The sequence below is a fragment of the Kitasatospora sp. NPDC001175 genome (assembly GCF_053598215.1).
Window position 1 is genome coordinate 17,342 of the sequence record NZ_JBSFJU010000067.1, and the last position, 26,658, is coordinate 43,999.

Annotated in this window: 24 protein-coding genes; 12 read left to right on the top strand and 12 right to left on the bottom strand. The window is 72.8% G+C overall.

Annotated elements, in window-relative coordinates; translation table 11 throughout:
- Positions 1-114: 114 nt before the first annotated feature.
- The 4 genes from ACWDAK_RS32870 (at position 115) to ACWDAK_RS32885 (ending at position 6,416) form a co-directional block, all read left to right on the top strand.
- Positions 115-4,083, top strand: coding sequence for a type I polyketide synthase (locus ACWDAK_RS32870; protein ID WP_427395566.1), 3,969 nt, complete (start codon positions 115-117; stop codon positions 4,081-4,083).
- A gap of 63 nt (positions 4,084-4,146) precedes the next feature.
- Positions 4,147-4,776 carry a TetR/AcrR family transcriptional regulator gene (locus ACWDAK_RS32875; protein WP_344636910.1) on the top strand — a complete coding sequence of 210 codons (630 nt, stop codon included), beginning with the start codon at positions 4,147-4,149 and terminating at the stop codon, positions 4,774-4,776.
- 50 nt (positions 4,777-4,826) lie between these two features.
- A complete protein-coding gene (locus tag ACWDAK_RS32880; protein ID WP_344636911.1) occupies positions 4,827-5,543 on the top strand; it encodes a response regulator transcription factor in 717 nt (238 codons plus the stop codon).
- 261 nt (positions 5,544-5,804) lie between these two features.
- A complete protein-coding gene (locus tag ACWDAK_RS32885; RefSeq protein ID WP_427395567.1) occupies positions 5,805-6,416 on the top strand; it encodes an NAD(P)-binding domain-containing protein in 612 nt (203 codons plus the stop codon).
- A gap of 106 nt (positions 6,417-6,522) precedes the next feature.
- On the opposite strand, the gene ACWDAK_RS32890 is transcribed toward ACWDAK_RS32885, so the two are convergent.
- The 4 genes from ACWDAK_RS32890 to ACWDAK_RS32905 form a co-directional block, all read right to left on the bottom strand.
- The gene (locus tag ACWDAK_RS32890; protein ID WP_344636913.1) at positions 6,523-7,029 is read right to left on the bottom strand and encodes a peptidylprolyl isomerase; all 507 of its coding nucleotides are present in this window, start codon (positions 7,027-7,029) and stop codon (positions 6,523-6,525) included.
- A gap of 40 nt (positions 7,030-7,069) precedes the next feature.
- Complete coding sequence (locus tag ACWDAK_RS32895) at positions 7,070-7,927, bottom strand: alpha/beta fold hydrolase (RefSeq protein WP_427395568.1); 858 nt, start codon at positions 7,925-7,927, stop codon at positions 7,070-7,072.
- Positions 7,928-8,048: 121 nt separating this feature from the next.
- Positions 8,049-8,846 (bottom strand): COG4705 family protein, encoded by a 798-nt coding sequence (locus tag ACWDAK_RS32900; protein WP_344636915.1) that lies wholly within the window; start codon positions 8,844-8,846, stop codon positions 8,049-8,051.
- A 178-nt stretch (positions 8,847-9,024) separates the two neighbouring features.
- Entirely contained in the window at positions 9,025-9,654 is a 630-nt protein-coding gene (locus ACWDAK_RS32905) for a maleylpyruvate isomerase N-terminal domain-containing protein (RefSeq protein ID WP_344636916.1), read from the bottom strand.
- A gap of 128 nt (positions 9,655-9,782) precedes the next feature.
- Here ACWDAK_RS32905 and ACWDAK_RS32910 point away from each other — a divergent pair, with 128 nt between their 5' ends.
- Entirely contained in the window at positions 9,783-10,079 is a 297-nt protein-coding gene (locus tag ACWDAK_RS32910; RefSeq protein ID WP_344636917.1) for an STAS domain-containing protein, read from the top strand.
- A gap of 205 nt (positions 10,080-10,284) precedes the next feature.
- Here the strand turns inward: ACWDAK_RS32910 and ACWDAK_RS32915 are convergent, their stop codons facing one another.
- Positions 10,285-11,106, bottom strand: a complete 822-nt coding sequence (locus ACWDAK_RS32915; RefSeq protein WP_344636918.1) for an NRDE family protein — start codon at positions 11,104-11,106, stop codon at positions 10,285-10,287.
- Positions 11,107-11,512: 406 nt separating this feature from the next.
- Between ACWDAK_RS32915 and ACWDAK_RS32920 the strand changes: the two genes are divergently transcribed.
- Complete coding sequence (locus ACWDAK_RS32920) at positions 11,513-12,685, top strand: serine hydrolase domain-containing protein (RefSeq protein ID WP_427395569.1); 1,173 nt, start codon at positions 11,513-11,515, stop codon at positions 12,683-12,685.
- Positions 12,686-12,724: 39 nt separating this feature from the next.
- Here ACWDAK_RS32920 and ACWDAK_RS32925 read toward each other — a convergent pair whose 3' ends face one another.
- Both ACWDAK_RS32925 and ACWDAK_RS32930 read right to left on the bottom strand, forming a co-directional pair.
- The gene (locus ACWDAK_RS32925; RefSeq protein ID WP_427395570.1) at positions 12,725-13,381 is read right to left on the bottom strand and encodes a response regulator; all 657 of its coding nucleotides are present in this window, start codon (positions 13,379-13,381) and stop codon (positions 12,725-12,727) included.
- Complete coding sequence (locus ACWDAK_RS32930; protein WP_427395571.1) at positions 13,378-14,595, bottom strand: sensor histidine kinase; 1,218 nt, start codon at positions 14,593-14,595, stop codon at positions 13,378-13,380. The genes ACWDAK_RS32925 and ACWDAK_RS32930 overlap by 4 nt, the downstream gene beginning before the upstream one ends.
- A 215-nt stretch (positions 14,596-14,810) precedes the next feature.
- On the opposite strand from ACWDAK_RS32930, the gene ACWDAK_RS32935 reads away from it, so the two are divergent.
- The 6 genes from ACWDAK_RS32935 (at position 14,811) to ACWDAK_RS32960 (ending at position 20,563) form a co-directional block, all read left to right on the top strand.
- Positions 14,811-15,632 (top strand): SDR family NAD(P)-dependent oxidoreductase, encoded by an 822-nt coding sequence (locus ACWDAK_RS32935; RefSeq protein WP_344636922.1) that lies wholly within the window; start codon positions 14,811-14,813, stop codon positions 15,630-15,632.
- Between the two features lie 356 nt (positions 15,633-15,988).
- The gene (locus ACWDAK_RS32940; RefSeq protein WP_427395572.1) at positions 15,989-16,501 is read left to right on the top strand and encodes an Ig-like domain-containing protein; all 513 of its coding nucleotides are present in this window, start codon (positions 15,989-15,991) and stop codon (positions 16,499-16,501) included.
- A 234-nt stretch (positions 16,502-16,735) separates the two neighbouring features.
- Complete coding sequence (nth, locus tag ACWDAK_RS32945) at positions 16,736-17,629, top strand: endonuclease III (protein WP_427395573.1); 894 nt, start codon at positions 16,736-16,738, stop codon at positions 17,627-17,629.
- Entirely contained in the window at positions 17,626-18,339 is a 714-nt protein-coding gene (locus ACWDAK_RS32950) for an NUDIX hydrolase (RefSeq protein ID WP_344636925.1), read from the top strand. Before nth ends, ACWDAK_RS32950 begins: the two co-directional genes overlap by 4 nt.
- Positions 18,340-18,531: 192 nt before the next feature.
- Positions 18,532-19,716, top strand: coding sequence for a MarP family serine protease (locus tag ACWDAK_RS32955; protein WP_344636926.1), 1,185 nt, complete (start codon positions 18,532-18,534; stop codon positions 19,714-19,716).
- Between the two features lie 145 nt (positions 19,717-19,861).
- Positions 19,862-20,563: a metal-dependent hydrolase gene (locus ACWDAK_RS32960; protein WP_427395574.1), complete on the top strand. Its 702-nt coding sequence runs from the start codon at positions 19,862-19,864 to the stop codon at positions 20,561-20,563.
- A 346-nt stretch (positions 20,564-20,909) separates the two neighbouring features.
- Here the strand turns inward: ACWDAK_RS32960 and ACWDAK_RS32965 are convergent, their stop codons facing one another.
- The 5 genes from ACWDAK_RS32965 to ACWDAK_RS32985 form a co-directional block, all read right to left on the bottom strand.
- The gene (locus tag ACWDAK_RS32965; RefSeq protein WP_344636928.1) at positions 20,910-21,869 is read right to left on the bottom strand and encodes an alpha/beta fold hydrolase; all 960 of its coding nucleotides are present in this window, start codon (positions 21,867-21,869) and stop codon (positions 20,910-20,912) included.
- 83 nt (positions 21,870-21,952) lie between these two features.
- Positions 21,953-22,429 (bottom strand): phage holin family protein, encoded by a 477-nt coding sequence (locus tag ACWDAK_RS32970; protein WP_344636929.1) that lies wholly within the window; start codon positions 22,427-22,429, stop codon positions 21,953-21,955.
- Positions 22,430-22,567: 138 nt separating this feature from the next.
- Positions 22,568-23,863, bottom strand: coding sequence for a Na+/H+ antiporter NhaA (gene nhaA / locus ACWDAK_RS32975; RefSeq protein ID WP_344636930.1), 1,296 nt, complete (start codon positions 23,861-23,863; stop codon positions 22,568-22,570).
- A gap of 261 nt (positions 23,864-24,124) precedes the next feature.
- Positions 24,125-24,769 carry a response regulator transcription factor gene (locus tag ACWDAK_RS32980; protein WP_344636931.1) on the bottom strand — a complete coding sequence of 215 codons (645 nt, stop codon included), beginning with the start codon at positions 24,767-24,769 and terminating at the stop codon, positions 24,125-24,127.
- Between the two features lie 54 nt (positions 24,770-24,823).
- Entirely contained in the window at positions 24,824-26,146 is a 1,323-nt protein-coding gene (locus ACWDAK_RS32985) for a sensor histidine kinase (protein WP_344636932.1), read from the bottom strand.
- Positions 26,147-26,658 lie beyond the last annotated feature (512 nt).

Sequence of the window (26,658 nt, forward strand, 5' to 3'; positions counted from 1 at the left end):
AAGACGGCAGTGTCGGGGCCAGGAGTGGGCCCATAACATGCAGTCGAGTCCATCTTTAGACTCCAGCACATCAATCGACATGAGTCGTCCTTCGGAACGGGAAGATCTGTGGCTATGGGGCGTGGCAGGCAAGGGGAGCTCAGCCGGCCGGTGGCGGTGGTCGGCCTGGGGTGCCGGTTTCCGCAGGCCGAGGGGGTCGATCGGTACTGGTCGCTGCTCATGGCGGGCACCGACGCGGTGACACCGGTCCCGGCGGACCGCTTCGACATCGACGCGTACTACCAGGCCGAACCCGGCATCGCGGGCAAGACGGTCTCGCGCCACGGCGGCTTCCTGACGGACGTCTTCGGTTTCGACGCCGCCTTCTTCGGCATCTCGCCGGCCGAGGCGAGGACCATGGACCCGCAGCAGCGGCTGCTGCTCCAGGCCGCCTGGGAGGCGCTGGAGGACGCGGGCATCCGCCCCTCCTCGCTGGCGGGCAGCCGGTCCGGGGTGTTCGTCGGGCAGGCCACCGCCGAGTACGCCGACCTGCCGCAGCCGCTGTCCCGGCGGGGGATCCACGACTCTGCGGGCCGCCGGATCCGCGCGGTCACCGCAGGACGCCTCTCCTACGCCCTGGACCTGCGCGGCCCCAGCATCGTCACCGACACCGCCTGTTCCTCCTCGCTGGTCGCCGTGCACTCCGCCCGGCAGAGCCTGCTCACCGGGGAGAGCGACCTGGCGATCGCGGCGGGCGTCAACGTCATCCTGGCCCCGGACGACGCGGTGGCGTACTCGCAGGCCGGGATGCTCGCCGCCGACGGCCGGTGCAAGTTCGGCGACGCCGCCGGGGACGGTTTCGTCCGCAGCGAGGGCATCGGCGTCGTGGTGCTCAAGCGGCTGGAGGACGCCGAGCGGGACGGGGACCAGGTGCACGCCCTGCTGCTCGGCAGCGCGGTCACCAACGACGGCCGGGCCAGCGGCTTCCTGCTGCGACCCGCCGTGGACGGACAGGTGCGGATGCTCCGCGAGGCCTGCGACAGCGCGGGCATCACCCCCGCGCAGTTGGACTACGTCGAGGCGCACGGCACCGGGACGGTCGCCGGGGACGAGGTCGAACTGAGCGCGCTGGCCGAGGCGATGGACGGGGCGCGGCCGACCGAGCGGCCGCTGCTGATCGGCTCGGTGAAGTCCAACATCGGGCACGCCGAGGCGGCGGCCGGGATCGCCGGCCTGATCAAGGCGGTGCTGATGGCCAGGCACGGCGAGGTTCCCGCCTCGCTGCACTACCGCACCCCGCACCGGCTGCTCGCCGAGGGCGCCCTGCCGCTGCGGGTGGCCGCGGAAAGCGGGCCGCTGCGGCCGGCCGGTCCGACGGCGCTGCTGGGGGTCAGCTCCTTCGGTCTGTCGGGGACCAACGCCCATGTCGTGGTCGGGGCGTACCGGACGGCGGCCGCCCCGGAGCCCGAGCGCCCGGCGCCGGGAACCCCCGAGCTGCTGGTGCTCTCGGCCCGGTCGCCCCGGGCGCTGCGGCGCCTCGCGCGCGCCTACGCCGGACACCTGGCCGGCGCCGGGCGCGGGTACCCGCTGCGCGACCTGTGCGCGAGTGCGGCGCAGCGCCGCGACGCGCAGCCGTACCGGCTGTGGGCGGTGGGCACGGACCACGACGGGTTGGCCGAGACGCTGCGGGCGCTGGCCGCCGGGGAGGAGACCCCGGACGGCGCCATCGCGGCCGAGACGGCGGCGGACGACGCGCCGACCGTGTTCGTCTTCCCGGGCCAGGGCTCCCAGTGGGCCGGGATGGGGCGCGAGCTGCTGGAGGGGTGGCCGGCCTTCCGGGCGGCGATGACCGAGTGCGACCGAGCCGTACGGGCCGAGACCGGCTGGTCGCCGCTGGCCGCGCTGACCGCCGAGGAGGGCGAGGCGGACGGCGGGGTGGCCGTGGTGCAGCCGCTGCTCTGGGCGATGGAGGTGGCGCTGGCCGAGGCCTGGCGCAGCCGCGGCGTTCAGCCGCGGGTCTGCCTCGGCCACAGCATGGGGGAGAGCGCCGCCGCCCGGGTCGCGGGGGCTCTGACGATGGCGGACGCGGCCGCGGTGATCTGTCGGCGCAGCGGCCAGATGGCCAGGCTGTCCGGCCGGGGCGCGATGCTGCTGGTCGAGCTGCCGGGCGAGCGGGCGCAGGCGCTGGCCGCCACGTTCGGCGCCGGGGTGGGGCTGGCCGTGGAGAACTCGCCCACCTCCAGCGTTCTGGCCGGCGACCGGGAGGTGCTGGACGCAGTCGCGGCCGAACTTCGGGAGCGCGGGGTGTTCTGCCGCCCGGTCAGGGTGGACGTCGCCTCGCACTCGCCGGAGATGGACGAGCTGCGCGAGGACCTGCTCACCGAGCTCGCCGGGCTGCGGCCCGGGCCCGGCACGGTCGAGCTGTACTCCACCGTGCACGGCCGTCCCGTGTCGGGCGGCGAGCTGGACGCGGCGTACTGGATGGACAACCTGCGCAGGCCGGTCCGGTACGCAGAGGCGGTGACGGCGCTGGCCGGGCGCGGTGAGCACGTGTTCCTGGAGATCAGCCCGCACCCGCTGCTGACCGGTGCCACCGAGGACACCCTGACGGCGGCCGGGGCCCTGCCCCGGGTGGTGCCGAGCCTGTACCGGGGGCAGTCGGAGCAGCTCGCGATGGCCAGAGCGGCGGGGCGCCTGTTCGCCCACGGCACCCGGATCGACTGGCAGCGCTGGTACGGCGACACCCGGCGGGTGCCGCTGCCGGGCTACACCTGGGACACCGAGCAGTTCCGGGACGAGCCCGCCCCGGACGGTCGGATCCCGCGCTGGGCGGATTCGTCGGAGCGGTGCCTGCTCCTGCCGCTGGCCCGGGTGGGCGGCACCTCCTTCCGGGGCAGTCTGCCGCTGCCGGGGGCGGTGTACCTGCTGGGCGCGCTGAACCGTTCCGCCGGTGCACCCGGTGCCGAGGGCCGGTGGGTGCTGGAGGAGGCCCGCTTCGGCTCCGAGCTGGTCGAGGAGGGCTGGGCCGAGGGACTGCGGGTGCGCTGGCGGCCTACGGCCGTCGTCCGGGAGGCCGGGGCCGAGCTGTGGGAGACCACGGTGCACGCCGTGGGCCCGGCCGGCAACGCCGTGTTCGGCCTGCACGCCCGGCTGCGGACCGACGACCGGGCCGGCGGGCAGCTCTCCGCCGGGCGCGAGTACTGCCTGGACAGCGCGCTCACCCGCTGCACCGGCTACCTCTCGGCGGACGCCTTCCTGGCCCTCGCCCGCGAGCGCGGCTACGAGATACCGCCCCACCTGCGGACCGTCCGGCGGATGTGGCGCACCGAGGGTGAGTCGGTGGCCCGGATGTCCCGGCCGGACGCCCTGGCGGCCCCGGGCGCCGGGGAGGCGGACGGGGAGGTCGCCCGGCAGGGCGCACTCTGGGAGGCGGCGCTGCAGCCGCTGCTGGCCACCTGGCCGGGGGCCGGGGAGGAGACCGACCGGGTGGCCTACGTGCCGACCGGGATCACCCGGGTGAGCCTGTCCGTGGCGGAGCTGCCGGCCGAGTACTGGACCCTGGCCAGGTTCCGCCCCGCCGACCAGGAGGGCCCCGACCGGGCCGACGTCGCGCTGCTCGACCTGGACGGCGCGGTGCTGGCGGAGTTCTCCGGCATCACGCTGCACCGCGTCGACGGCGGGAGTGCCGCCCCCGCCCCCGTTCCCGCGCCCGAGCCGCTCCGGGCCGCCGACGTGATCGCGCCGGGACGGGTGCCGCCGCAGCCCTCGGGCCCGTCCGAGATCGAGCGGCTGGTGCTGACCGGTGAGCCGGCGTCCGCGCCGGCGGGCCGGGACGCCCTGCTGGCCCGGGCGGCCGCGGTGCTGGGGCTGCCGGTGGCGCGGCTGGACCGGGACAGGTCGCTGCGGGAGCAGGGGCTGGACTCGATCATGGCGGTCCAGCTGCGCCGCCGCCTGGAGCGGGAGTGCGTGGTACGGGTCTCGGTCGACCGGTTGCTGGGACCGGAGAGCGCGGGTGAGCTCTGTGCCGGGCTGGCGACCGTGGCGGACCAGGGGGAGGCCGCAGGTCAAACATGTACTGCAGACCAAGATTGTGTTCTGGTATAACTTGCGCAGGGGCTGTCAGTAGTCGGCCGGTAACACCACCGAGGCGCGGGGGAGGAGCAGCGGATGGAGCGGCCGACCGCAGCAGCGGCACCAGGGCGACGCGAGCGCAACAAACAGCGGATCAGGGAGCGGGTCTACCAGGCCGCCCTGGAGCTCTTCGCCGAGCAAGGGTATGACGCCACGTCGGTCGACGCGATCGCCGAGCGTGCCGATGTCGCGCGGGGCACGTTCTTCAACCATTTCCAGCGCAAGGAAGACCTCATCACGGAGTGGGGCGAGCGGCGCCGGGCCCGGCTGAAGGCCGAGTTGGAGGGGGATGTGTTCGCGGAGGGGGGCGAGTTCGAACTCCGGCTGCAGCGCTGCATGACGGTGCTCAGCAGGATCAACGAGGAGGAGCGGCACACCACCCCGGCCATGCTGACGGCCTGGGTGCAGGCGGGCCAGCCGTTGCTGGAGGAGCCGTACGCCGCGCACATCTTCGCCGAGATCGTCGAACGGGGGCGGACTGGAGGGGAGTTCGCCCCCGGCATCGACTCGGTCCGGGTGGGGAACATCCTGCGGGACACCTACCTGGGCGCTCTGTACCGCTGGACCAGGGCCGAGGAACAGTGGCCCCTGCACAGCGAGTTGGAGGGGATCCTCGCCATTGTCCTGAACGGCATCAGGAGGAGCCCCGGCACGGGCTCCTCCTGAGCCGTGCCTCGGGAGGGAGAGCGCCTCAGGGCGATTGCATGGGGGAGTCAATGCCGGGAGAACGCACCGAACCGTCGGCACGTCACGGATCGGCGCGCCGGGGCGGCTGGCGGGTGCTGGTGGTGGAGGCCGATCCGCTCGCGGCCGAGCGCCTGGTCCAGGGCCTGCGTCGGCACGGCCATGACGCGGTCCGGGTGGACACCGGCGGCAAGGCGCTGCGCGCGTACCGCAGTGCCGACATGGTGCTGCTGGACCTCGACCTTCCCGACCTCGACGGCCTGGAGGTCTGCCGGGAGATCAGGACCGCGGGTGACACCCCGCTGATCGCGGTGACCGCCCGGGGCACCGAGCTGGACCGGGTGCTCGGCCTGCAGTCCGGCGCGGACGACTACCTGGTCAAGCCGTACGGGTTCCTGGAGCTGATCGCCCGGATGGAAGCCGTGATGCGGCGGGTCAGGCCGCGGCCTGCCGTCGCCCGGCCGATCAGCCTCGGTGCGCTGCGCATCGCGCCCGGCTGCCGGGAGGTCAGCGTGCACGGGCGGCCGGTGGAGCTGACCCGCAAGGAGTACGACCTGCTGCACCTGCTGGCCTCGCAGCCGGACGCGGTGGTGTCGCGGGTGCAGATAGAGCGTCAGGTCTGGGGCAACGCCGAGGTGAGTCGGAGTCGGACGATCGACACCCATGTCAACAGCCTGCGCAACAAGCTGGGTTCCGGGACCTGGATCGTCACGGTGCGCGGGGTGGGCTTCCGCTTCGGCCACGGCTGAGCGGAGAGCGGCTCGCCGGGCCGGCCCGCGCGGAATGCCGAGCGGCCCGCGCGGAAACCGGCTGGCCTGCCCGGAAGTCGGCCGTCGCAGGAGGGCCGGGGCCGGAATGCAAAATCTTCGACATGGTGTGAAAACTCCCCGAAAGAACCCGAGCCGCCATGGCCGGAGCTGTCCCTAACCTGAGGCGAAAACCCGCTGGGTCGCGTAACAAGCCCTGATGGCAAGTCAGTTGACATCAGGTCTGATAGAGGGGAGAGGGCAGTGCGCGAGGGGTTGGCCGTCGTCGGGCTCGGGCGCGTCGGGCGCGCGCTCGCCCGCGCCGCGTGCCACGCGGGGTGGCGGGTCGTCCTCTTCGACCGGGACGAGCACGCCGTGGACCGGATGCTGCGCGAGGGCTTCGCCGCGAGCACCGACGAGCGGGTGCTGCGGACCGTCGGGACGGTGGTGGTCTGCGCGGCGGTGCCGCGGACCGGGGCCCGTGCTCTGGACCTCGACGCGGTCAGGGACGCCGCGGAGGCGGTGAGCCGGTGTCTGCGGCCGGGCGTGCTGGTGGTGCTGGAGGCGATCGTCTGCGCCCGGATCGCCGAGGAGGTGGTGCGGCCGATCCTGGAGCGCTCCGGACTGGCCGCGGGCAGCGACTTCCGGCTGGCCTGGTCGCTCCGGTGGGTCGAGCCCGGCGGCCGGCTGCCGAAGGCCGTCACCGGATTGACCCCGCGCTGCGGCGCGGCGGCCGTCTCCTTCTACGGCACCCTGCCGTGGACGGTGCGGCAGGCCGAGCCGGGCGGCTGTGCGCTGGGGGGCGAGGCCGGCGGCTGCACGGCCGGCGGCGGCCGGGGGTTCGTACCGCGCCAGCGCGGGCCCCAGGGCTCCTGAGACGGCGTCCAGGGAGCGCGGTACTCCGCCCGGCCGGTGCGCGGCCGGCCCCCCGCGGGGACCTCCGCGCACACGGCCGGTCAGGCGGAGCCGCGTGCCGCCGAGGTCAGCCCTCGGAGACGACCTCGGCCTTCTCGATCACGATCGGCTCGGCCGGGACGTCGCCGTGGCCGCCGCGCGAGCCGGTGCGGACCCCGGCGATCTTGTCGACGACGTCGGTGCCCGCCACGGCCTTGCCGAAGACGGTGTAGCCCCAGCCCTGGGTGTTCTTCGCCTTGAAGTTGAGGAAGTCGTTGTCCGCCACGTTGATGAAGAACTGGGCCGTGGCCGAGTGCGGGTCGCTGGTCCGGGCCATCGCGATGGAGTAGCGGACGTTGGTCAGGCCGTTGTCCGCCTCGTTCTGGATCGGGGCCTGGGTCGGCTTCTGGGACATGCCCTCGGTGAAGCCACCGCCCTGGATCATGAAGCCCGCGATCACCCGGTGGAAGATCGTGCCGTCGTAGTGGCCGCTGCGGACGTAGCTCAGAAAGTTCTCGACGGACTTCGGAGCCTTGGCGGCGTCGAGCTCGATGTCGATGTCGCCGAAGTTGGTGGTGAGCCGTACCGTGCTCATGATTCTCCCTCTGCTTGATGGGTAAGCAGGGAACAGCTTGTCACGGACTGACTGGTCCTGGCAGATCGGCGGAACGTGCCGCGCCGCCCTCGTCCCCGGCCGCCAGGAAGGGGCCGACCAGCGAGAGCACCTGCTCCGGTCGCCGGGCCACCTCGGTGTGCGTCGCGCCGGGAAGCACCGCCAGCCGGGCGTCGGGGATCAGGTCGAGCATCTCCACCGCGTGCGGGAGCCGGACGAAGTCGTGGTCGCCGAGCAGCAGCAGGGTGGGTGAACCGAGCTCCCGGAGCTGTTCGGCCGACCATCCCTCGACCGCCGACACCATCGCCGAGGTGCGACGGAGTAGCTCGCCGAAGTGGTTCGGATCCGGGGCGACCTGGCGGTACGCCTGCTCCCAGGACCGGAACTCGGCCTCGGTGGGCAGCCGGTCCGAACCGGGGGGCAGCTCGTGGTACCCGTCGGGACGGTACGGCACCGAGCCCAGCACCAGCCTGCGCACCAGCTCGGGCCTGGTCACCGCCAGCTCCAGCGCGACCATGCCGCCGAGGCTGAAGCCGAAGAAGTCGGCCTGTGCCACGCCGAGTTCGCCGAGCAGCGCGGCGACGTCGGCCGCGTGGTTGCCGAGCGTCATCTCCCGGTCGATGTCCTCGGTATGGCCGTGGCCCTGCAGCTCGACGGCGATCACCCGGTGGTTCTCGGCGAGGTCGTCCAGCAGCGGACCGAAGGTCAGTTCGATGGTGTGCATGCCGCCGTGCAGCAGCACCAGCGGCCGCCCGCCGCCCCGGACCTCGTAGTACATCCGCAGGCCGTGGACCGGCGCGTAGCCGCTCGTCATGCCATGGCCCAGGTGGCCCGCGCCCGCCGTCGTGCCGTGGCCCGTGTGCCCCGTACCTGTCGTCATCCCGGCCTCCCGCCTGGGTCAGCACCTGGTGCGAAACGCTACTCCGGGACAACGACAAACCCCGGCGGATCCCCGCGCCACGACGCAGGGGTTCACACCGGGGACCGGAAGGCGGGACGGGTCAGCGGGAGACGTCCTTGCGGGACACCGCCAGGTAGCCGACCAGGGCCAGGATGGCGGCCGTCCAGCCGGCGGTGACCGGCCCGAGACCGAGGTCCAGGCCGCCGCGCTCGTGCGAGACCGCCATCCAGTCGGCGAACGAGGCACCCAGCGGGCGGGTCAGCACATAGGCGATCCAGAAGGACGGGATCGCGTCCAGCCGGAGCCACCGGTGGGCGAGGGCGGGAACGGCGATCAGTGCCGCGAACATGACCCCCGATCCCAGGTAACCCAGGTCCATGGTGGTCGCGGTCAGGTCGCCAGCGGCCGTGCCGAGCGCGAAGGTGGCCAGCACCGTGGCCCAGTAGAAGACCTCGCGCCGCCGGGTGTGGACGCTGTGGATGGACAGCGTCCGCTCGGCCGCGTACCAGACGCCGAAGATCGCCGCCAGCGCGAGCAGGAAGAACGGGGTGGCCACCAGGTACGGCACGCCGAGGGCGACGTGCATGACGTCGGCGGCCATGGTGCCGAACACGCTGACCATGACGATGGTGGTCCAGTAGATCCACGCCACGTACCGGCGGACGCTGAACTGCACCACCAGCGAGACCACCAGGCCGATGCCGCCGAGCGCGACCGCGATCATCGGGTCCATCACGTGCGCCAGGAAGTCCGAGGCGGTCTCGCCCATTCCGGTGGTCAGCACCTTGATGATCCAGAAGAGTGCCGTCACCTCCGGCACCTTGCTCAGCGCGTGCCGGGCCGTCGCGTGCCGGGACGGTGTCGTCTGGCCGTTCTGCTGGAGTGGGGCGGTCGTCATGGGCCGCAGGATCGCATGCCGTTTCTGAAGCCAGCCTGAAGACTGCGGGGTCCGCCGAACCGGTGATCCGGGCGGCAGGTCCGGCCGAGCAGGCCCTCGGCGGGACACCTCGGAGCCGTGCCACCCCGAGCCGCCCCACCGGGGCGCCGGCCGGATCACCGCACGACGGGCGTCGTCGTCACCGCATGACGGGCAGCACCGGGCCGTCGGCCCGGCCGGTCGCGGCCTCGATGAAGGCGACCGGATCGGGCACCCCGGCCAGCAGCTCCCGGGTCGCCTCCAGGGCGGCCGCGGGCGGCGGCGGGCCGCCGACCGCAGCGACCAGGTCGAGCAGATGGACCGTGGCCTCCATGACGGCGACCTCGCCGAGCGCCCCGTAGGTAACCGCCCCCAGGATCGGGTGCGCGACCACCGCGGTCGGCGGTACGTCCGCGAGTTCGGCGAACGCCTCCGGCGCCTCGACGGCGAACCGCCTGACCAGTTGCTCCGGTGACACCGCCTCGGCCACCTCGCGGGCCTGCTCCTCGATCGTTCCGGCGGCCGTGTGGGCGACACCGCCCGGCCGGTTGTAGATCCGGAGGATCTCCGCCCCGCTGGTGACGACGGCCGGCCCCTCCGTCAGGGCGTCCCGCAGCTGGGCGAACATCGCCGGGTCGGGCGCGACATGGCCGAACAGCGCCTGCACCGACCAGCCGGGCAGCCGGGTCTCAGTCGCCCAGTCCTCGGGTGTCAGCTGCCGGCCACGCTCGGCCCAGGACTGCCACAGTGCGTTCAACAGGTCACCGGTCGGGTTGAGTTGACTAGTCATCAAGTCTCCTTGGTTGGTCGGAATGTGATCCTACGGCCCGGCCGGCTGCCCGGTCCGGCGGACGGGGCGACGGAACAAGGTCGGGACGGCGCCGATGAGTCCGGGAGGCCGGAGGAGTCCCCTTCTGCATGGAGACCGAGGAGACACAGGTACTCGTTCTGGTCGCACGGCCGGGAGCGGCGGACTGGGACAGGCTGTACGGACAGCTGCGGGAGTCCCGCGCGGACGGCCCCCGGGTGGTGGAGTGCGACGTGAGCGCGTTCGACCCGGCGGACGGCGGAGCCCTCGTCGTTGTCGGCGGCCTGGCCAGGCTGCAGTTGACGGCTCGGCGGGGCGGCCGCGAGATCCGCCTGCGCGGCGCAGGCCGGGAGTTGCTGGAGTTGCTGGAACTGACCGGTCTCGGGGAGCAGCTGCCGCCCCGGTGAGCGCGGCCTGCCGGGGCATGACCGGTGAGCCGCGCCCCCGGGGGACCCGGCTCGGTTGTGCCGGGTCCCGGGCCGTGGCGGTTCCGCCCGCATCCCGGTCGTGAATTTCCCGGCCGCGGACGGCTGGTGGATCACCGGCCAGACCCCGTTCGTCAACGGTGGCTGCACCACCCGCTGAGCGGCCGGCGGGTTGGGGGGCGTCCGGTCAGATCGCCGCGGTACGGGCCTGGCCGCCGAGGCCGACCTGGTGCCAAACGTGGCTTCCCGGCGCCGGGTTGAAGTCGTACCGCACGCCGGAGCGTGCGAGGGCGACGAGTGAGACCGAGGTGGTTCCCCAGATCCGTCCGTCTCCGAAGTCGCGGCGCTGGATCAGGGCGGCGGGCTCGTCGAGCTCCAGGCCGTCCCCGGCGGCTACCGGCAGCCACTGGCCCCACGCCTCGGTGGTCGGGCGGCCGGCCGGGCTCGAGGTCGGCTCCGGGCGCCGGGCAGCGGCCAGGCGGGGGCGGAAGTGCGCGATCCGGGCGGCCATCATCCGGCCGGCCCGCAGCGAGGAAGTGCGGTTCTCCGCCTCGCCCTCGAGCCCGTCGTTGACCACGACGTGCAGCCCGGGCGGCAGCCGCCGCTCCCGCAGCTCGTGCCCGGACCAGCTCAGTACGCGGACCTCGCCGGCCTGCGCGCGGACCAGGTGGAACGGGTCGTAGCGCTCCAGGTCGAGGCCCTCCAGCGCGTCGCCGTCGGCCGCCGCCAGCAGCGGCAGATCACCGCGCGACAGCCGGAGGGCCGGATCGGCGGCCCGGCCGAAGCCGTTGAGCAGGCACGCCATCCTGGACGGCTCGTCGTCGCCGCCCGGATGCACCGCGAGCCAGGTGCCGCCCGCCAGCAGGTCCCGGCCGCCGACCAGGGCGGGCCGTGAAGGCCAGTGCCGGTCCGGCGGCAGCCAGTCGCGGCCGATGTACTCGTCCCGTACGGCCAGGACGACGACCGGCGTGGTGGAGCCCGGATCTATGCTGACGAACGCGGTGCACACGGCTGACCCTTCGGCTGGAGCTTCCGCTGTCAGCAATTGTGTACGAAAACCCTGTGCGACCAGGAGGCCTGCGCGGACTGTGACGGCCGACACGTCGGCGCGGCCACTGCGATCTCGGCCCGGCCCCGGGCGCCGACCCGGCCGGGTACCGCGACCTCGCCGGCGGTGACGGCTCCTGGAGCGAGTGGGGCTGTCGTCCTCCGGCCCGGTCCTGCTGACATGCGGTGTGTAGGCCGGTGGCGGCGACGTCCTGGATCCCCGGTACGGGGGAGCCGAGTTCGCGGCGAGCGGGAGCCGTCCCCCGGGGGAGGGAGGATCCGATTCACCGTCAACGGCGATGCCTGGCGGGCGTGATCCCGGCAGGATCCTTCCTGTCGCAGAGAACACTTCCGAGAGGTCGAACACCGTGCTCACCACCGCCAAGACCGGGAACCGCACCGGCGCCCGCCTGGCCGCCGTCCTGCTCGCCGCCGCGGCCCTCGCGGGCGGTACCGGCCCGGCCTTCGCGAACGGCGGGGACGGCGCCGCCGCAGGCCGGCCGGACGCCGTGGACCGGGCCGCCGTCCAGCGCGCGCTCGACGAGGCGGTGGCGGAGGGCGTGCCGGGCCTGGTCGCCGAGGTCCGGGACGGGCGGGGCACCTGGCGCACGGCCGCCGGGGTGGCCGACCTGGCCGACGGCCGGGGCGCCCGGGCCGGGGACCGGTTCAGGATCGGCAGCGTGACCAAGACCTTCGTGGCGACGGTCGTGCTCCAGCTGGTGGCGGAGGGCGGGATCGGTCTGGACGACCCCATCGAGCGCGAGCTGCCCGGGCTGGTCCCGAACGGGCGGAACATCACGGTGCGCCAGCTGCTCTCCCACGCCAGCGGACTCGCCGACTTCCTCACCAAGCTGCTCGCCGAGCCCGACCCGCTCCGCTCCGCCCAGAAGGCCACCTACACCCCCCGCGACCTGGTCGCCATCTCCGCCGAGCTCGGCCCGAAGTTCGCCCCCGGCACCTCATGGGCGTACTCCAACACCAACTACGTCGTCCTCGGCCTGCTGGTGGAGCACGTCACCGGCCACCGGCTGGACCAGGAGATCACCCGGCGGATCGTGCGCCCGCTGCACCTGGGCGAGACCTCCTTCCCGACCACCGCCGAACTCTCCGGCCCGCACCTGCACGGCTACGAATGGGCCGACGGCCCCACCGCCCCGCCGGCCGACCTCACCACCTTCAACCCGAACGCCATCTGGGGCTCCGGCACGATGATCTCCACCGCGGACGACCTCAACCGCTTCTACCGCGCCCTGTTCGACGGCCGGCTGCTCCCGGCGGAACTGCTCGAGGAGATGCGCACCGCGCACCCCGTGGACGACGACCGCGGCTACGGCCTGGGACTGGAGAGCCGCACCTACTGCGCGGACGGTACCGCCGCCTGGGGGCACAGCGGCAGCATCGCCGGATATGAGACCTTCAGCTTCACCACCGGCGACGGCAAACGGCAGATCACCTTCTCGCTCAACCGCAACCTGACCGCCTCGCCCAAGGTCAACGACACCATCACCAGGGTCCTCACGCTGGGCCTGTGCACCCGCTAGCGCGGCGGGCCCCGCGGTGGGCGGTACACGCGGTGGAGCTCACCGCGGCGGAGCGACCAGCCCCGTCTCGTAGGCGATGATGACGAGCTGGACCCGGTCGCGGGCGTCGAGCTTGGCGAGCAGTCGGGTCACGTACGTCTTCACGGTGGCCACGCTGATCACCAGCTCGCCGGCGATCTCCGCGTTGGACAGGCCGCGTCCGACCAGGGTCAGCACCTCGCGTTCCCGGTCGGTGAGACTGTCCACCGGCTTCCGTCCCCGGGCGGGGGCGGGGCGCTCGGCGAACTCCGCGATCAGACGGCGCGTCACGCTCGGCGCGATCAGGGCGTCCCCGGCGGCGACCACGCGGATCGCGGCGAGGATGTCGTCCAGCGCCATGTCCTTGACCAGGAAGCCGGACGCGCCCGCGCGCAGCGCGGCGTAGACGTAGTCGTCGTCATCGAAGGTGGTCAGCACCAGGACGTGCGCCGCACCGGGGCCGGCGGTGATCAGCCGGGTGGCCTCGATCCCGTCCATGCCGGGCATCCGGATGTCCATCACCACCACGTCGGGGTCCAGTTCCTCGGCCAGCCGGACCGCCTCGATGCCGTTGCCGGCCTCCCCGACCACCTCCAGGTCGTCGGCGTCGGTGATGACCATCTGGAGTGAGGCGCGGACCAGGGGCTGGTCGTCGGCGAGTACCACGCGGACCGTCATCGGACTCCTGTCGGAACGGGCAGACTGGCCGCCACCCGGAAGCCGCCCTCGGGGCGAGGGCCGGCGGTGAACTGACCGTGCAGCAGGGCGACGCGCTCGCGCAGCCCGGCGAGACCGTAGCCGGTGCCGGTCGTGGTGCCGTGGCCGCGCCCCTCGTCGAGGACCTCGACGGACAGTTCCGTCTCCCGGCAGTCGACCGATACCCGGCAGGAGTCGCTGCCGGCGTGGCGCACCACGTTGGTGACCGCCTCCTGGACGATCCGGAACGCCGACAGGTCGATGTCCGGCGGGAGTTGCCGCCGCTCACCGCTCCACCGGACGTCGACCCGGACTCCGGCGGCCGTGGTGGTGGCGGCCAGCCGGTCGAGGTCGGCCAGACCGGGCATCAGGTGGAGCGGTGTCCCGTCCGGCTCCGCGTCCGACCCGCTCTGGCGGAGCGCCCCGAGCATCCGGCGCAGCCCCGACAGCGTCTCCCGGCTCGCGGCCTCGATCTCGCCCAGCGCCTCCCGCGCCCGGGCCGGCTGGGTCTCGATGACCCGCCGGGCCGCGCCGGACTGCAGAGCGATGATGCCGATGCTGTGCGCGACCATGTCGTGCAGCTCGCGGGCGATCCGCAGCCGCTCGGCGGTCACCGCCTGCGTTGCCGCCTGATCGCCCAACTTCTCTGCGTAGTCGCGGGATTGGCGTATCGAGCGACCGGCAAGCCAGGCGATGACGGCCACCAGCAGGCCCGCGTCCGAGGCGCCGATGCTCCGGCCGGTGAGGAACAGGTGGCTGCCCTGCGCGGGCAGCATGGCCAGGTGGCCGAGCAGCACGAGGAGCACCATGGCCAAGGCGGTGCGCGAGGTCCGGCGGGAGCCGGTGGCTGTTACCAGGCAGAGCGCGACGTAGACCGTCAGGAGCGGGGCCGGCGAGAGCTCCACCTGCTGCGTCCAGGCGCCGGTCGCGACGACCGTGGAGACGAGCAGCAGGACGACCGAGGTGAGCGGCAGCCGGCGCAGCACGGCGCAGGCGGCGAACGCCAGCACACTGGCCGAGCCGATCAGCAGCCAGTCCCGGTGGGTCGGCAGCGCGTCACCGGCATGGGGGCCGTAGGTGTGGCGCGACGCCCCGGCGACCACGGAGGGGTAGGCCATCGCGACACACCAGGCCAGCGCCGTCCACACGCCCGGCGGCACGCGTTTCAGTGGGGGGAGGTTCGGCGTGTCGTACATGCGGATGATCGTAACGACGGGGTCTCGTCCGGGGCATCGGCCCACGGTTGTAAGACCACGGGTGACAGCGGCCCCGCGTGTGCCTCGATCGGGGCCGCGTGCCGAACCGGCCGGGCTCGCGGTCCATCGCGGCCTCCTCCGGGCCGGGCCCGAGACACCGCGCCTGACATATGATCACGCGTACTGTGGAAAACCGCTCGGGAGGCTGAACCGCCATGGTGGACCAGCGAGTTATCGTCGTCACCGGCGGTGGTACGGGCATCGGCGCCGCGACCGCCCGGCTGCTGCGCGAATCCGGACACCACGTGGTCGTCTCCGGCCGGCGCCCCGAACCGCTGCGCCGCCTCGCCGAGGAGACCGGCGCCCTCGATCACCCCGCCGACATCGGCGACCCCGACGCGGTGCGCGGCCTGGTGGCGGCGACCCTGGCCGCGTACGGCCGGCTCGACGGGCTGGTGCTCAACGCGGGCGTCGGGCGCGGCGGAGGCGTAGGGGACCTGTCGATCGAGGACTGGGAGACCGTGATGCGGACCAACGTCACCGGCCCCTTCCTGCTCCAACGCGCCGCGCTGCCACACCTGTTGGAGGCGCGCGGCTCGGTGGTCGCGGTCGCCTCGGTCTCCGCACTGCGCAACGGGGTCGGCAACGCCGCGTACGCGACGTCCAAGGCCGCCCTGCTCCAGCTCTGCCGCTCCCTGGCCGTCGACTACGGCCGGTACGGGCTGCGGGCCAACACCGTGTGCCCCAGCTGGGTGCGGACCGACATGGCCGACCGGCGGATGGCTCGCTTCGTCGACGAGGCCGGCCTGGGTGAGGGTGGCATCGAGGCGGCGTATCGGGAGGCGACCCGGCTCATCCCCGCAGGCCGCCCCGGCGAGCCGCAGGAGGTCGCGGAGGCCATCGCCTGGCTGCTCTCGCCCGCCGCGTCCTTCGTCAACGGCGCGGTGCTCACGGTCGACGGCGGCGTGACGGCCGTCGATCCGGGGACCGTCCCGTTCGACTTCCACGTCGAGCCGCGCGGCTCCACCGCACCGTAGGCGGTGATTTCGGCCCGGCCAGGCGCAACTCCGGTGCGTTCCCTCCTGGTTGGGTGGGTTGTCCGCGGTTCGCGGAGCCTCGCCGCCAGGATGGCAGCCGCAGTGCCCGGGGTTCGTCTTCCCGGCCTCGCCCCGCAGGCGGGCCCGGGGTCGCCCTCGTCTCACCCCACCCGGAACTCGCGGGCGCCGGGCGGACGGTGGGCGCAGAGGGCGGCGGGCCGCCGCCGGGGCGGGTTCACCGCGCGCGACCATGACTCACGGTAATCGTTGCGCATGCGCAGCGCAGTGACTCGTGCCACGCTGACTCCGGGTCGGCGCGATCGGCGCGACCCACCGTCTGATTCCAGGAGTCCTTGATGACGCAGCCCATTGCGCCGCCGCAGCCGCAGCCCTACTACTACCAGCCGCCGCAGCACCAGCCCCAGCCGTACTACTACCAGCCGCAGCCCGGGTACTACTACCAGCCACAGCCCGGCTACTTCAACCCCACGCACGGTTACTACAACGCGCCGCAGCCGTACCCGCCGCAGCCGAACGGGGAGAAGGAGTACCCGCAGCTCACGGCGGACGACATCAAGGGAACGGTCGGCGGTCAGGCCAAGGGCACGCTCAGGGCGACGCTTCTCGACGCCGACGGTACGCCGATCAAGGGCGCGCCGATCACGTTCAGCATGGCCGGCGGTGGTCGGGTGATGGGTACGGTGGCGACCGGCGCCGACGGCGTCGCGATGCTCAACAGCGGCTCGAACATCCTCGACCCCATCCTGTGGGCCCAAGGGCTCGGGTCCGGCTACACGGCCCACTTCGCGGGCAACAAGCAGTACATGCCCGCCACGGCCAGTGCCTCGATCAACCCCGCCATCGCCTGAGGCCGGTCCCGCTCGGCCATCCGGAATGCCGATTCCCCTCCCGCAGTAGCCGCGCCGCGTCAACTCCGCGGCCCTCTGCCCCGTGCCGCGCTGACACCCGGTCGGCGCGACACGGGGCGTACTCGCTCAACTCTCCCAAGGGCTACGGTCTTCACCCCCGCCGCGCGGATCAAGAAGCGCCGGATACGGCGGGATCCGCTGCCCGCCGCGACGTCGGCGGCGTAGCCTTCCTGCATGGCAGAGAGCAAGGCCCCGCAGGCCGGGCAGTCGGCGAAGCCCCGGAAGCCGGAGTCGCGGCTGGCGATGGTGCGCCGCGCCCGGAAGATCAACCGCGCGCTGGCGGAGCTGTATCCGTACGCGCATCCGGAACTGGACTTCGAGACGCCGTTCGAGCTGCTGGTGGCAGTGGTGCTGTCGGCGCAGACGACCGACCTGCGGGTGAACCAGACGACGCCGGCGCTGTTCGCCAAGTACCCGACGCCGGAGGACATGGCGGCGGCGAACCCGGAGGAGCTTGAGGAGATCATCCGGCCGACGGGGTTCTTCCGGAACAAGGCGAAGGCGCTGATCGGCCTGTCGATCAAGCTGCGGGACGACTTCGACGGCGAGGTGCCCAGGACCCTGGAGGAGATGCTCACCCTGCCCGGGGTGGGCCGCAAGACCGCCAACGTCGTCCTCGGCAACGCACGTGATCCCCGGACGGGAGAGCCCTTCGGGGTGCCCGGGATCACCGTGGACACCCACTTCGGCCGGCTCGCCCGGCGGTTCGGCTGGACGACCGAGGAGGACCCGGAGAAGGTCGAGGCGGCGGTCGCCGAGATCTTCCCGAAGTCCGAGTGGACGATGCTCTCGCACCGCGTGGTCTTCCACGGCCGCCGGATCTGCCACGCCCGCAAGCCGGCCTGCGGCGCCTGTCCGCTAGCCCCGCTCTGCCCGTCGTACGGCGTGGGGGAGACCGACCCGGAGAAGGCGCGGAAGCTGCTGAAGTACGAGATGGGCGGTCAGCCCGGGCAGCGGCTCAAGCCTCCGGCCGACTATCCGGGCCGGGCGGCCTCGGCCGCAACGAACGGCGTGGCGGCCGCGTCTACCGAGGGAGACGGTACGGCGACGACGGAGGGTGCCGCGTGACGGACGTGACCGGGGTTGTGGAGCGGGACGGACTGCCGGAGTGGCTGCTGCCGGTGCGCGAGGCCGCGGAGACGGTGCGGCCCGAGGAACTGAGCAGGTTCCTGCCGCCGGCCGAGGGCGGTCGGCGTTCCGCAGTGCTGATGCTCTTCGGTGACGGCCCGTCAGGGCCCGACCTGCTGCTGATCGAACGGGCCCGCAGCCTGCGCTCGCACGCCGGCCAGCCGTCGTTCCCGGGCGGTGCGCTGGACCCGGTGGACGGCGACCCGGACGGTGCCGGGCCGGTGGCCGCCGCACTGCGCGAGGCCCAGGAGGAGACGGGCCTGGACCCGTCGGGGGTGCAGGTCTTCGCGATCCTGCCCGCGCTCTACATCCCGGTCAGCGGCTTCGTGGTGACCCCGGTGCTCGGCTGGTGGCGCCGGGAGACGCCGGTTGCGCCGGTGGATCCGGCCGAGACCGGTGCGGTGTTCCGGGTGCCGATCGCCGATTTGGCCGACCCGGCGAACCGGGTCCGGCTGAGGCACCCCTCGGGCCACCTCGGCCCGGCCTTCCAGGTCGCGGGACGGCTGGTCTGGGGTTTCACGGCCGGGGTGATCGACCGCGTGCTGCACTACGGCGGACTGGAGCGCCCATGGGACACCACCCGTACCCTCACCCTCTCCGACGAGGCCGCCGGTCTCGCCCTCCGCAGCGCCGGTGGCCCGAACCGCTGACGCCGGCGGCCTCCGCGGTCACGCCTCCGCTCCCGGCCGCCGGCCGGGCCGTACGGACCGGCGGGCCGGGTCCGCTGCCGGCCCGCCCGTGAAGCCGCGACCGGCCCCCGTGGCGCGCCCCGGCCCGGGCGCCACGGCCGCGACAACCGGGGTCGCCGCCCTCCGGGTGGGTGCACGTGGGAGGGTATCGGGGTGAATGTCCTGGATCTGCTGCTGATCACCGCCGCGCTTGGCTTCGCCGTGTCGGGGTACCGGCAGGGCTTCGTGGTGGGCGTGCTCTCCGTCGTGGGCTTCCTGGGCGGTGGCCTGATCGCGGTGCAACTGCTGCCCCTGCTGCTGCGCCACCTCAGTCCGGGCGGCACGGCCTCGGTGGTCGCGGTGCTGGTGGTGATCGTCTTCGCGGCGGTCGGCCAGGCCGTGACCACGCACTTCGGCTGGAAGCTTCGCGGCCACATCGGCCGCCGTCAGGCCAGGACCGTCGACGCGTTCGGCGGCTCGGTGGTCAACGTGGTGTCGATGCTGCTGGTGGCCTGGCTGATCGGCTCCGCGCTGGCCGGCACCTCGCTGCCCACCATCTCCAAGCAGGTGCGCACCTCCAAGGTGCTCGGCGGGGTGCAGAGCACGCTGCCGTCCGACGCGCCGAACTGGTTCTCCGACTTCACCAAGGTGCTGGCCCGCAACGGCTTCCCGCAGGTGTTCAATCCCTTCGAGCACGAGCCGATCACCGAGGTGGAGGAGCCTGACCCGTCGCTGGCGGACAGCGAGGCGGTGGCGATGGCCCGGAAGAGCCTGGTCAAGGTGGTCGGGACGGCCACCTCCTGCGGCAAGACCCTGGAGGGCAGCGGGTTCGTCTTCGCCCCGCACCGGGTGATGACCAACGCCCACGTGGTCGGCGGCGTCGACGAGCCCACCGTGCAGATCGGCGGCACGGGACAGCTGTACGACGCCACGGTGGTCCGCTACGACTGGCAGCGGGACATCGCCGTCCTGGACGTCCCGAAGCTGAACGCCCCCGCGCTGCCCTTCGCCGGAGAGGCCAGGACCAACGACAGCGCCATCGTCGCCGGGTTCCCCGAGAACGGCGGCTTCAACGTCCAGCCAGCCCGGATCCGCGGCCGTATCCAGGCCAACGGCCCGGACATCTACCACCGGGGCCAGGTGGTCCGGGACGTCTACTCGATCCGCTCCCTGGTTCGCCAGGGCAACAGCGGCGGCCCGCTGCTCAGCCCGGAGGGGCGGGTGTACGGGGTGGTCTTCGCCAAGTCCCTGGACAGTTCGGACACGGGGTACGTGCTGACCGCCGACGAGGTCCGCCGGGACGCCGCGCTCGGAACCGAGGCCACCGATCGGGCGGACACCGAGGGCTGCGCGCTCTGACCGCCCGCGCCGACCTCCACTGACGCACCGCCGGGTCGAGGATCCGGCGGTGCGTCAGTTGCTCCTGGTAGCGTCGGCCGCGCTCACCCGTTCGGCTCAACCGAGCAGTACCGGAACGGGGCCGACGGGAGGTCAGGAGAACGTCATGATGGGTCACTCGCACGCGGTAAGCGGCGCAATGCTGTACGCGGTCTCCGCGCCGTTCCTGCCCCCGCTGCTGCTGGGCACCCACCTGAGGCCGGCGGACATACTGATGGGGACGGTGCTCTGCGCGGGCGCCGCGCTGCTGCCCGACCTGGACCACCACGACGGCACCATCGCCAACTTCCTGGGCCCGGTCTCCAAGGCGCTCTGCCGGTTCGTCTCCTGGGCCTCCGGCGGTCACCGGCACGCCACGCACTCGCTGCTGTTCGTCGCGCTGATGGGCGGCGGCACCTGGGCGGGCGTGACCTTCGGCGGCCGCTGGTTCACGATCGGCTTCTCGTTCTTCCTGCTGGCCATGGCGCTGAAGGCGCTCAACGCCCATGCGCCCGGCCACGGCCACCACACCTGGCTGACGGTGGTCGGACTCGCCGTGCTGGGCACGGCGGTCATGGACCGCTTCATGCCGGACGCCCCCGGCTGGCTGCCGTACGCGGTGGCCCTGGGCACGGTGGCGCACCTGTTGGGCGACTGCCTCACCAAGATGGGGGCGCCGCTGCTGTGGCCGCACAAGGAGCGCTACGAGATCGTCCTGATCAAGCGCACCGGCAACAAGATGGAGACCAACATCCTGGTCCCGATCATGAGTGCGGTGACCTTTGTGATGCTGGGGTTCGCCTGCCTCGGGCCCACCGTCGTCAACTGACCGGGATCAGCGGATAGCAGGGGCGCGCTCCAGGTCGGGGCGCGCCCCTCAGCCGTCGCGCCGCAGGCGCGCGCTCACCCAGCGGGCGCGCCGCCCCAGAATGCGCGGGATGCCCATCCGGTGTGCCCCTGGTCGTCGTGGCCGCCCGTCGCCGCCGAACGGCCATTCGGGCTGCTGAACGAGGTGCTGCGAGCCGCTGCGGTTTCGGCGCGGCGAGGCGTCGCGATCGGGCATCCAGGTCATACCGGATGGATGCCCGTCGACCGAGGGGGGTAACCGCATGAGGGCGGTCCATTTGTCCTATGCAATTGTCATATGATCATCCGTCAATTTGGCGGGTGGTCCGCTATGCCTTGTGCTCCCGCACCCAGTTGATCAGCTCGGCCGAGAACTGCTCCGGCGCCTCCTCGTGCGGGAAGTGCCCGATCCCCGGCAACAGCCGCCAGCGGTAAGGCGCCTCGACGTAGTCGCCCGCGCCGAGCGCCGTGTGCGAGAGCACCACGGGGTCGGCGGCACCCTGGATGTGCAGGGTGGGCGCGGTGATCGGCTTCTTCATCCGCCGGGCGAACTGGATGCCGTCCGGTCGGGCCATCGAACGCAGCAGCCAGCGGTAGGGCTCGATCGAGCAGTGCGCGGTGCTGGGGATCTGGACGGCCTGGCGGTAGGCCCGGACGGCGTCGGCCGGCAGCCGGTTCGGGCCGCTCCAGGCATCCAGGTACTCGGCGACCAGGGCGCCGTCGTCCGCGACCAGCCGGCGCTCCGGTATCCACGGCCGCTGGAAGCCGAGGACGTGGTCGAAGGCGGCCATCTGCCTGCGGTCGGTCAGCAGGGCCCGGCGCAAACGGCGCGGGTGCGCGGCGGAGACCACGGTGAGGCTCTGGATCACCGAGGGGCGCATCACGGCCGCCACCCAGGCCAGCGAACCGCCGCTGCCGTGGCCGACCAGGTGGGCCCGCCGCTCGCCGAGCGAGCGGATCACGCCGGTGATGTCGAGCGCCAGGTTGCCGGGGTCGTAGCCGCGCGGGGTGCGGTCGCTGCCGCCCACGCCGCGCAGGTCGAGGGCGACCGCCCGGAAACCGGCTTCGGCGAGGGCGGTGAGCTGGTGCCGCCAGGCCCACCAGTACTCGGGCCAGCCGTGCACCAGCAGGACCAGCGGGCCCTCGCCCACCTCCGCGATGTGGAAGCGGGCACCGTTGGCCGCCAGGTCGCGGTGCGTCCAAGGACCGTCCGAGCGGACGGTCCAGGCGGTCTCGGCGGGCCCGGGGTCGGAGGCCGGGGCGGGCACGGGCTTCTGGTCCAACGGCATACCGAGAGCCTGTCATACCTTGGCGCCGAACACGTCCCCGGCACTCGCCTCCCTCGGCGCCGGCGGGCGGCCGGAGACGGCTGCTACGGGATGCGGCCCAGCGCCCGGTCGATCTCCTCCTTGGTGGCCGGGCGCGGACGGGCGTGCTTCAGGACGTCCGCGGTCGCCTGGGCGCCCTCGAAGGTGCGGTGCGGCTTCTCGATCTTCTTGAACGAACGCAGCGCCAGCAGTCCGAGCACGGCCGCGAGCACCAGGTAGGCACCACCGACGATCAGGAACGACCAGCCGAGCGTCAGCCCCAACGCGTGCAGACCGTACGCGGCCGCGAAGCTCAGCATCGGGACGGCGGCCAGCGCCACCACGCCCGCGACGCTCAGTGAGACGCCGCCGGAGACGCCGCGCTTGACGTCCTGCCGGATCTCCGCCTTGGCGAGCGCGATCTCGTCGTGCAGCAGGGCGGACAGATCGGCGGTGGCCGCGGCGAAGAGCTGGCCCACCGAACGCTCGCCCTCGTAGGGCACCCGGCCGTCGCTGGACGGGTCTGCGGTTCCTGAGGGCATCAGCTGTTCTCCTTCAACGCGGTCAACTCGGTCAGCACAGTCAACACGGTCTGCTCGACTGCTCAGAATCATGCCCCTACCGGTCAGTCAGGCACCACTCCGGGGGCCTCTCCCGGGCGATGTGTCACCGCGGCCGAGTCATCCGACCTGGCGCTGGTAGACGTCCGGGATGCCATCGCCGTCCGAGTCGCGGTCCTCCTCCTCGCACAGCTGCCGGTAGTGCCGGTTGCGCAGCTTGAGCAGCACGGTGGCGACCAGCGCGCAGAGCACCGAGCCCACCAGGACGGCGGTCTTGGCTCGGTCGGCGAGGGCGCCGTCGTGCGGGAAGGCCAGCTCGCTGATCAGTAGCGAGACGGTGAAGCCGATGCCCGCGAGCGTGGCGACCGCGAACAGGTCCGCCCAGCTGAGCTGCGGGTTGAGTTCGGCCCGGGTGAACCTGGCGGCCAGCCAGGCGCCGCCGAAGATGCCGACCGTCTTGCCGACCAGCAGGCCGAGGACGATGCCGAGCGGCGTCGCCTGGGTGAAGACCTGGAACAGCGTGGTGGCCGAGATGGTCGTCCCGGCCGCGAGCAGCGCGAAGACCGGCACCGCGACACCGGCGGAGAGCGGGCGCACCAGGTGCTCGATGCGCTCGCCGGGGGAGTGCTCCTCGTCGCCCTCGGTGTGGCAGCGCAGGATCAGGCCCATGGCGACACCGGCCACCGTGGCGTGGATCCCGCTCTCGTGCATCAGCGCCCAGATCACCAGGGCCAGCGGCAAGTACAGGTACCAGCCGTGGACGCCGCGCCGGTGCAGGAACCAGAACAGCACCAGGCCGGCGAAGGCGAACCCGAGTGCCCAGAACCTGATGCCGGAGCTGTAGAAGATCGCGATGATCAGGATGGCGATCAGGTCGTCCACGACCGCGAGGGTGAGCATGAACGCCCGCAGCGCCGAGGGCAGGTGACTGCCCGCCACGGCGAGCACGCCCAGGGCGAAGGCGATGTCGGTGGCGGTCGGGATGGCCCAGCCGGCGGGATTACCGCCTGGGCCGCTGTTGGCGACGGTGAACACGATCGCCGGCAGCGCGACGCCGGAGACCGCGGCGATCACCGGCAGGGCGGCGGCACCGGGGCTGCGCAGCTCGCCGGCCACGAACTCGCGTTTGAGCTCGATCCCGGCAACGAAGAAGAAGACTGTCAGCAGCCCGTCCTTGGCCCAGTTCTCCAGGCTCAGGTTCAGGTGGAGCGGCCCCGGCGGGCCTATCGTCCGGCTCAGGACGTTCTCGTACCCGTGCGGCCAGACGTTCGCCCAGACGAGGGCGATCACGGCGGCGGCGAGGAGCAGGATGCCGCCGACGGTCTCGGTGCGCAGTGCGTCGGTGATGTACCGGCGTTCGGGAAGCGGGAGCAGGCCGAGGAACTGGCGACGATCGGTGGACGGCGACGTGGCCACGGGGGGACCTCCAGTCGGGGACGGCAGCTGGATGCACCAGTGGTGCGATGCCGACCAGACTTCCCGGCGCGCCTCAGAGATCTTGTTGCGTTTTTGACAGTCTACTGGGAGCGGCGACGCGATTTCCGGATTGTCGTATTTTATTCCTCATGCCCACCTCTGTCGGGGCATGCCGAGCCGGGTACCTGGCGGAAGGCGGTCCCAGGCACCGAGGTGGCTCTTGGCGGCGGCCTCGGCCCTACGGGCGGCCGCGGGGCACGCTCAGGCCCCGAGGTAGCGCAGTACGGCCAGTACCCGGCGGTGATCGGCGGCGGAGACGGGCAGGTCCAGCTTCAGGAAGATGTTCGCCACGTGCTTCTCGATCGCCCGCTCGGTCACCACCAGCCGGTCGGCGATGGCCCCGTTGGACCGTCCCTCCGCCATCAGGCCGAGCACCTCGCGCTCGCGCGGGCTGAGCCCGTCCACCGACCGGCGGCTCGGGCTCGCGCCGACCAGCTGGGTCACCACCTCGGGGTCCAGCGCCGTACCGCCGCGCGCCACCCGCTCCAGCGCGTCCACGAAGTCCTGGGCATCCAGTACGCGCTCCTTGAGCAGGTAGCCGACCCCGGTCGAGCCGGCGGCCAGCAGCCGGGCCGCGTACTCCGTCTCCACGTACTGGGAGAAGATCAGCACCGCCAGTCCGGGCTGGGCGGCCCGGAGCTCGATCACCGCGCGCAGTCCCTCGTCGGTGTGGGTGGGAGGCATCCGGATGTCGGAGACGACGACGTCGGGCCGGTGCCCGGCCACCGCCGCCTTCAGCTGCTCGCCGTCGGCGACGGCGGCCACCACCTCGTGGCCCTCGTCCTCCAGCAACTGCACCAGACCGGCCCGCAGGATCGCCGTGTCCTCGGCCACTACAACTCGCACGGCCCATCCCCCTGTTGATTCATCGGACCACCGGCGCGCTTGGCCGCGCCGCCGTCACAGTCTGCCCGGGAGATCGACGGTCACCGTGGTCGGCCCGCCGGGCGGACTGTCCACCGTCAGGACACCGTCCGCGGTGCGTACCCGCTCGGCCAGCCCGCGCAGCCCGCTCCCCGCGCCGTCCAGCCGGGCGCCGCCCCGGCCGTCGTCCGTGACCAGCAGGCGCAGACCGTTCCCGTGCTGCAGCACCGAGACCGCCATCCGTCCGGCGCCGCTGTGCTTGCCCGCGTTGGCCAGCAGTTCGGCGGCGGCGAAGTAGAGCATCGTCTCGACCGGAGCGGACGGACGCCCGGGCGTCTCGACCCTAACCGCGGTCGGGATGGCCGACCGCGCCGCCAGGGTGGTGAGCGCGGGCCCGAGACCGGAGTCGAGTGCGGGCGGGTGGATGCCGCGGACCAGTTCGCGCAGCTCCTGAATGATCTCCTTGGTCTCCTGTCGGGACTCCTTGAGCAGTTCCTGCGCCTTCACGGCGTCCCCCTTGGCGAGCCGGCTCTCCGCCCGCCCGAGCCGCATCCCGAGTGCCACCAGCCTGGCCTGCGCGCCGTCATGCAGATCGCGTTCGATCCGGCGCAGCGTGGCAGCCGCCTCGTTGATCGCGTGCTCGCGGGTCTCGACCAGCTGGGCCAGCCGGAGCGAGGTCGCGGACGGCCCCAGCAGCCGGGGGAGCAGCCACCGGTCCAGCGCCAGCGGCCCGCGGGCCAGCCAGGGCGCGATCAGCAGGAGCAGCAGGCCGACCGCGCTGACCAGCAGAGCGCGTTGCCAGGTGTCGAAGTGGAACCCGTTCACCTCGAAACCGACTTCGTGCCTGACCCCGTGCGCGTCCGTCTCCCGTATCGGCTCCACCAGTCGTAGCACCGGGTAGCAGAGGAACAGCACCCCGTACGCCCACCAGCCGAAGCCGAGCGCGAACTGCACCAGCCCGAGCGGCACTCGCAGGGACAGATACGCCACCGACCGCCAGGCCGCCGGGTCGCCGAGGTGGTGCCCGAGGAAGCCGGAGAGGCCGGGCGCGCGGCGCGGTCGGAGCGGGGTCGGGATCTCCAACTCCAGTAGCAGACGGGCCAGTAGTCGGTGCAGAGCGCCGAACCAGCGGTCCAGACTGAGGAAGAGGGCCAGCAGCGGTGAGACCAGCAGGCCAGCCGAGAGGACGCCGAACACGACCGTCAGCACCACCGCGACCAGGCCGAGCAGCGCCAGCGGCAGGCTCAGCAGCGAGTACAGCACCCCGCGCCAGGACCGTGCGGTGAACGGCTCCCGCAGGAAGCGGTGGATCACCGTCCGGTCGGGCGGTTGCTGACCTGTGTGCTCGCTCGTCTTCATCGGGCCCATGATGGCGTCGCGGGTTCGATCTTGGGGCATCGGTCGCGGCGGCGTACCCGGCGGCGGCTCAGCCGCGCAGGGTCGCGGCCTCCGGCTGGAGTTGTGGTGGTGGTTCAGCTGTCGGGCTGAGGCTGATTTGGGATCAGCACTGGCACCGGACGGTGACCTGGGCCATCGCGCGGAACCGGCCCGCTGCTCCTCCTGCCGGTCGGGTTCAAGCCGGTGGACAGGTGGACGACCGCCGGCTTCGGCGGGTGCCCGGCCGGGTGAGCGGTGAGGTGGGGCCCGGTGGGGGTGCCCGAACGGCACCCCCACCGGCTGTGGCTCGTCAGCGTTGGCTCTCGCCGGCCGCGGTTCTCACCGGCCGCGCCGACGTCAGCCGCGGCTCAGCTCTCGCCGTCCGTGTTGCCGGACGGTAGCTGTGACTGGATCAGGTTCATCACCGAGGAGTCGGCGAGGGTGGTGGTGTCGCCGACCTCGCGGCCCTCGGCGATGTCGCGGAGCAGGCGGCG

Coding starts and splice junctions, on each gene's coding strand:
- ACWDAK_RS32870 (WP_427395566.1), top strand. CDS start 115: ATGGGGCGTGGCAGGCAAGGGGAGCTCAGCCGGCCGGTGGCGGTGGTC.
- ACWDAK_RS32875 (WP_344636910.1), top strand. CDS start 4,147: ATGGAGCGGCCGACCGCAGCAGCGGCACCAGGGCGACGCGAGCGCAAC.
- ACWDAK_RS32880 (WP_344636911.1), top strand. CDS start 4,827: ATGCCGGGAGAACGCACCGAACCGTCGGCACGTCACGGATCGGCGCGC.
- ACWDAK_RS32890 (WP_344636913.1), bottom strand. CDS start 7,029: ATGAGCACGGTACGGCTCACCACCAACTTCGGCGACATCGACATCGAG.
- ACWDAK_RS32895 (WP_427395568.1), bottom strand. CDS start 7,927: ATGACGACAGGTACGGGGCACACGGGCCACGGCACGACGGCGGGCGCG.
- ACWDAK_RS32900 (WP_344636915.1), bottom strand. CDS start 8,846: ATGACGACCGCCCCACTCCAGCAGAACGGCCAGACGACACCGTCCCGG.
- ACWDAK_RS32905 (WP_344636916.1), bottom strand. CDS start 9,654: ATGACTAGTCAACTCAACCCGACCGGTGACCTGTTGAACGCACTGTGG.
- ACWDAK_RS32910 (WP_344636917.1), top strand. CDS start 9,783: ATGGAGACCGAGGAGACACAGGTACTCGTTCTGGTCGCACGGCCGGGA.
- ACWDAK_RS32925 (WP_427395570.1), bottom strand. CDS start 13,381: ATGACGGTCCGCGTGGTACTCGCCGACGACCAGCCCCTGGTCCGCGCC.
- ACWDAK_RS32930 (WP_427395571.1), bottom strand. CDS start 14,595: ATGTACGACACGCCGAACCTCCCCCCACTGAAACGCGTGCCGCCGGGC.
- ACWDAK_RS32935 (WP_344636922.1), top strand. CDS start 14,811: ATGGTGGACCAGCGAGTTATCGTCGTCACCGGCGGTGGTACGGGCATC.
- ACWDAK_RS32940 (WP_427395572.1), top strand. CDS start 15,989: ATGACGCAGCCCATTGCGCCGCCGCAGCCGCAGCCCTACTACTACCAG.
- nth (WP_427395573.1), top strand. CDS start 16,736: ATGGCAGAGAGCAAGGCCCCGCAGGCCGGGCAGTCGGCGAAGCCCCGG.
- ACWDAK_RS32960 (WP_427395574.1), top strand. CDS start 19,862: ATGATGGGTCACTCGCACGCGGTAAGCGGCGCAATGCTGTACGCGGTC.
- ACWDAK_RS32965 (WP_344636928.1), bottom strand. CDS start 21,869: ATGCCGTTGGACCAGAAGCCCGTGCCCGCCCCGGCCTCCGACCCCGGG.
- ACWDAK_RS32970 (WP_344636929.1), bottom strand. CDS start 22,429: ATGCCCTCAGGAACCGCAGACCCGTCCAGCGACGGCCGGGTGCCCTAC.
- ACWDAK_RS32985 (WP_344636932.1), bottom strand. CDS start 26,146: ATGAAGACGAGCGAGCACACAGGTCAGCAACCGCCCGACCGGACGGTG.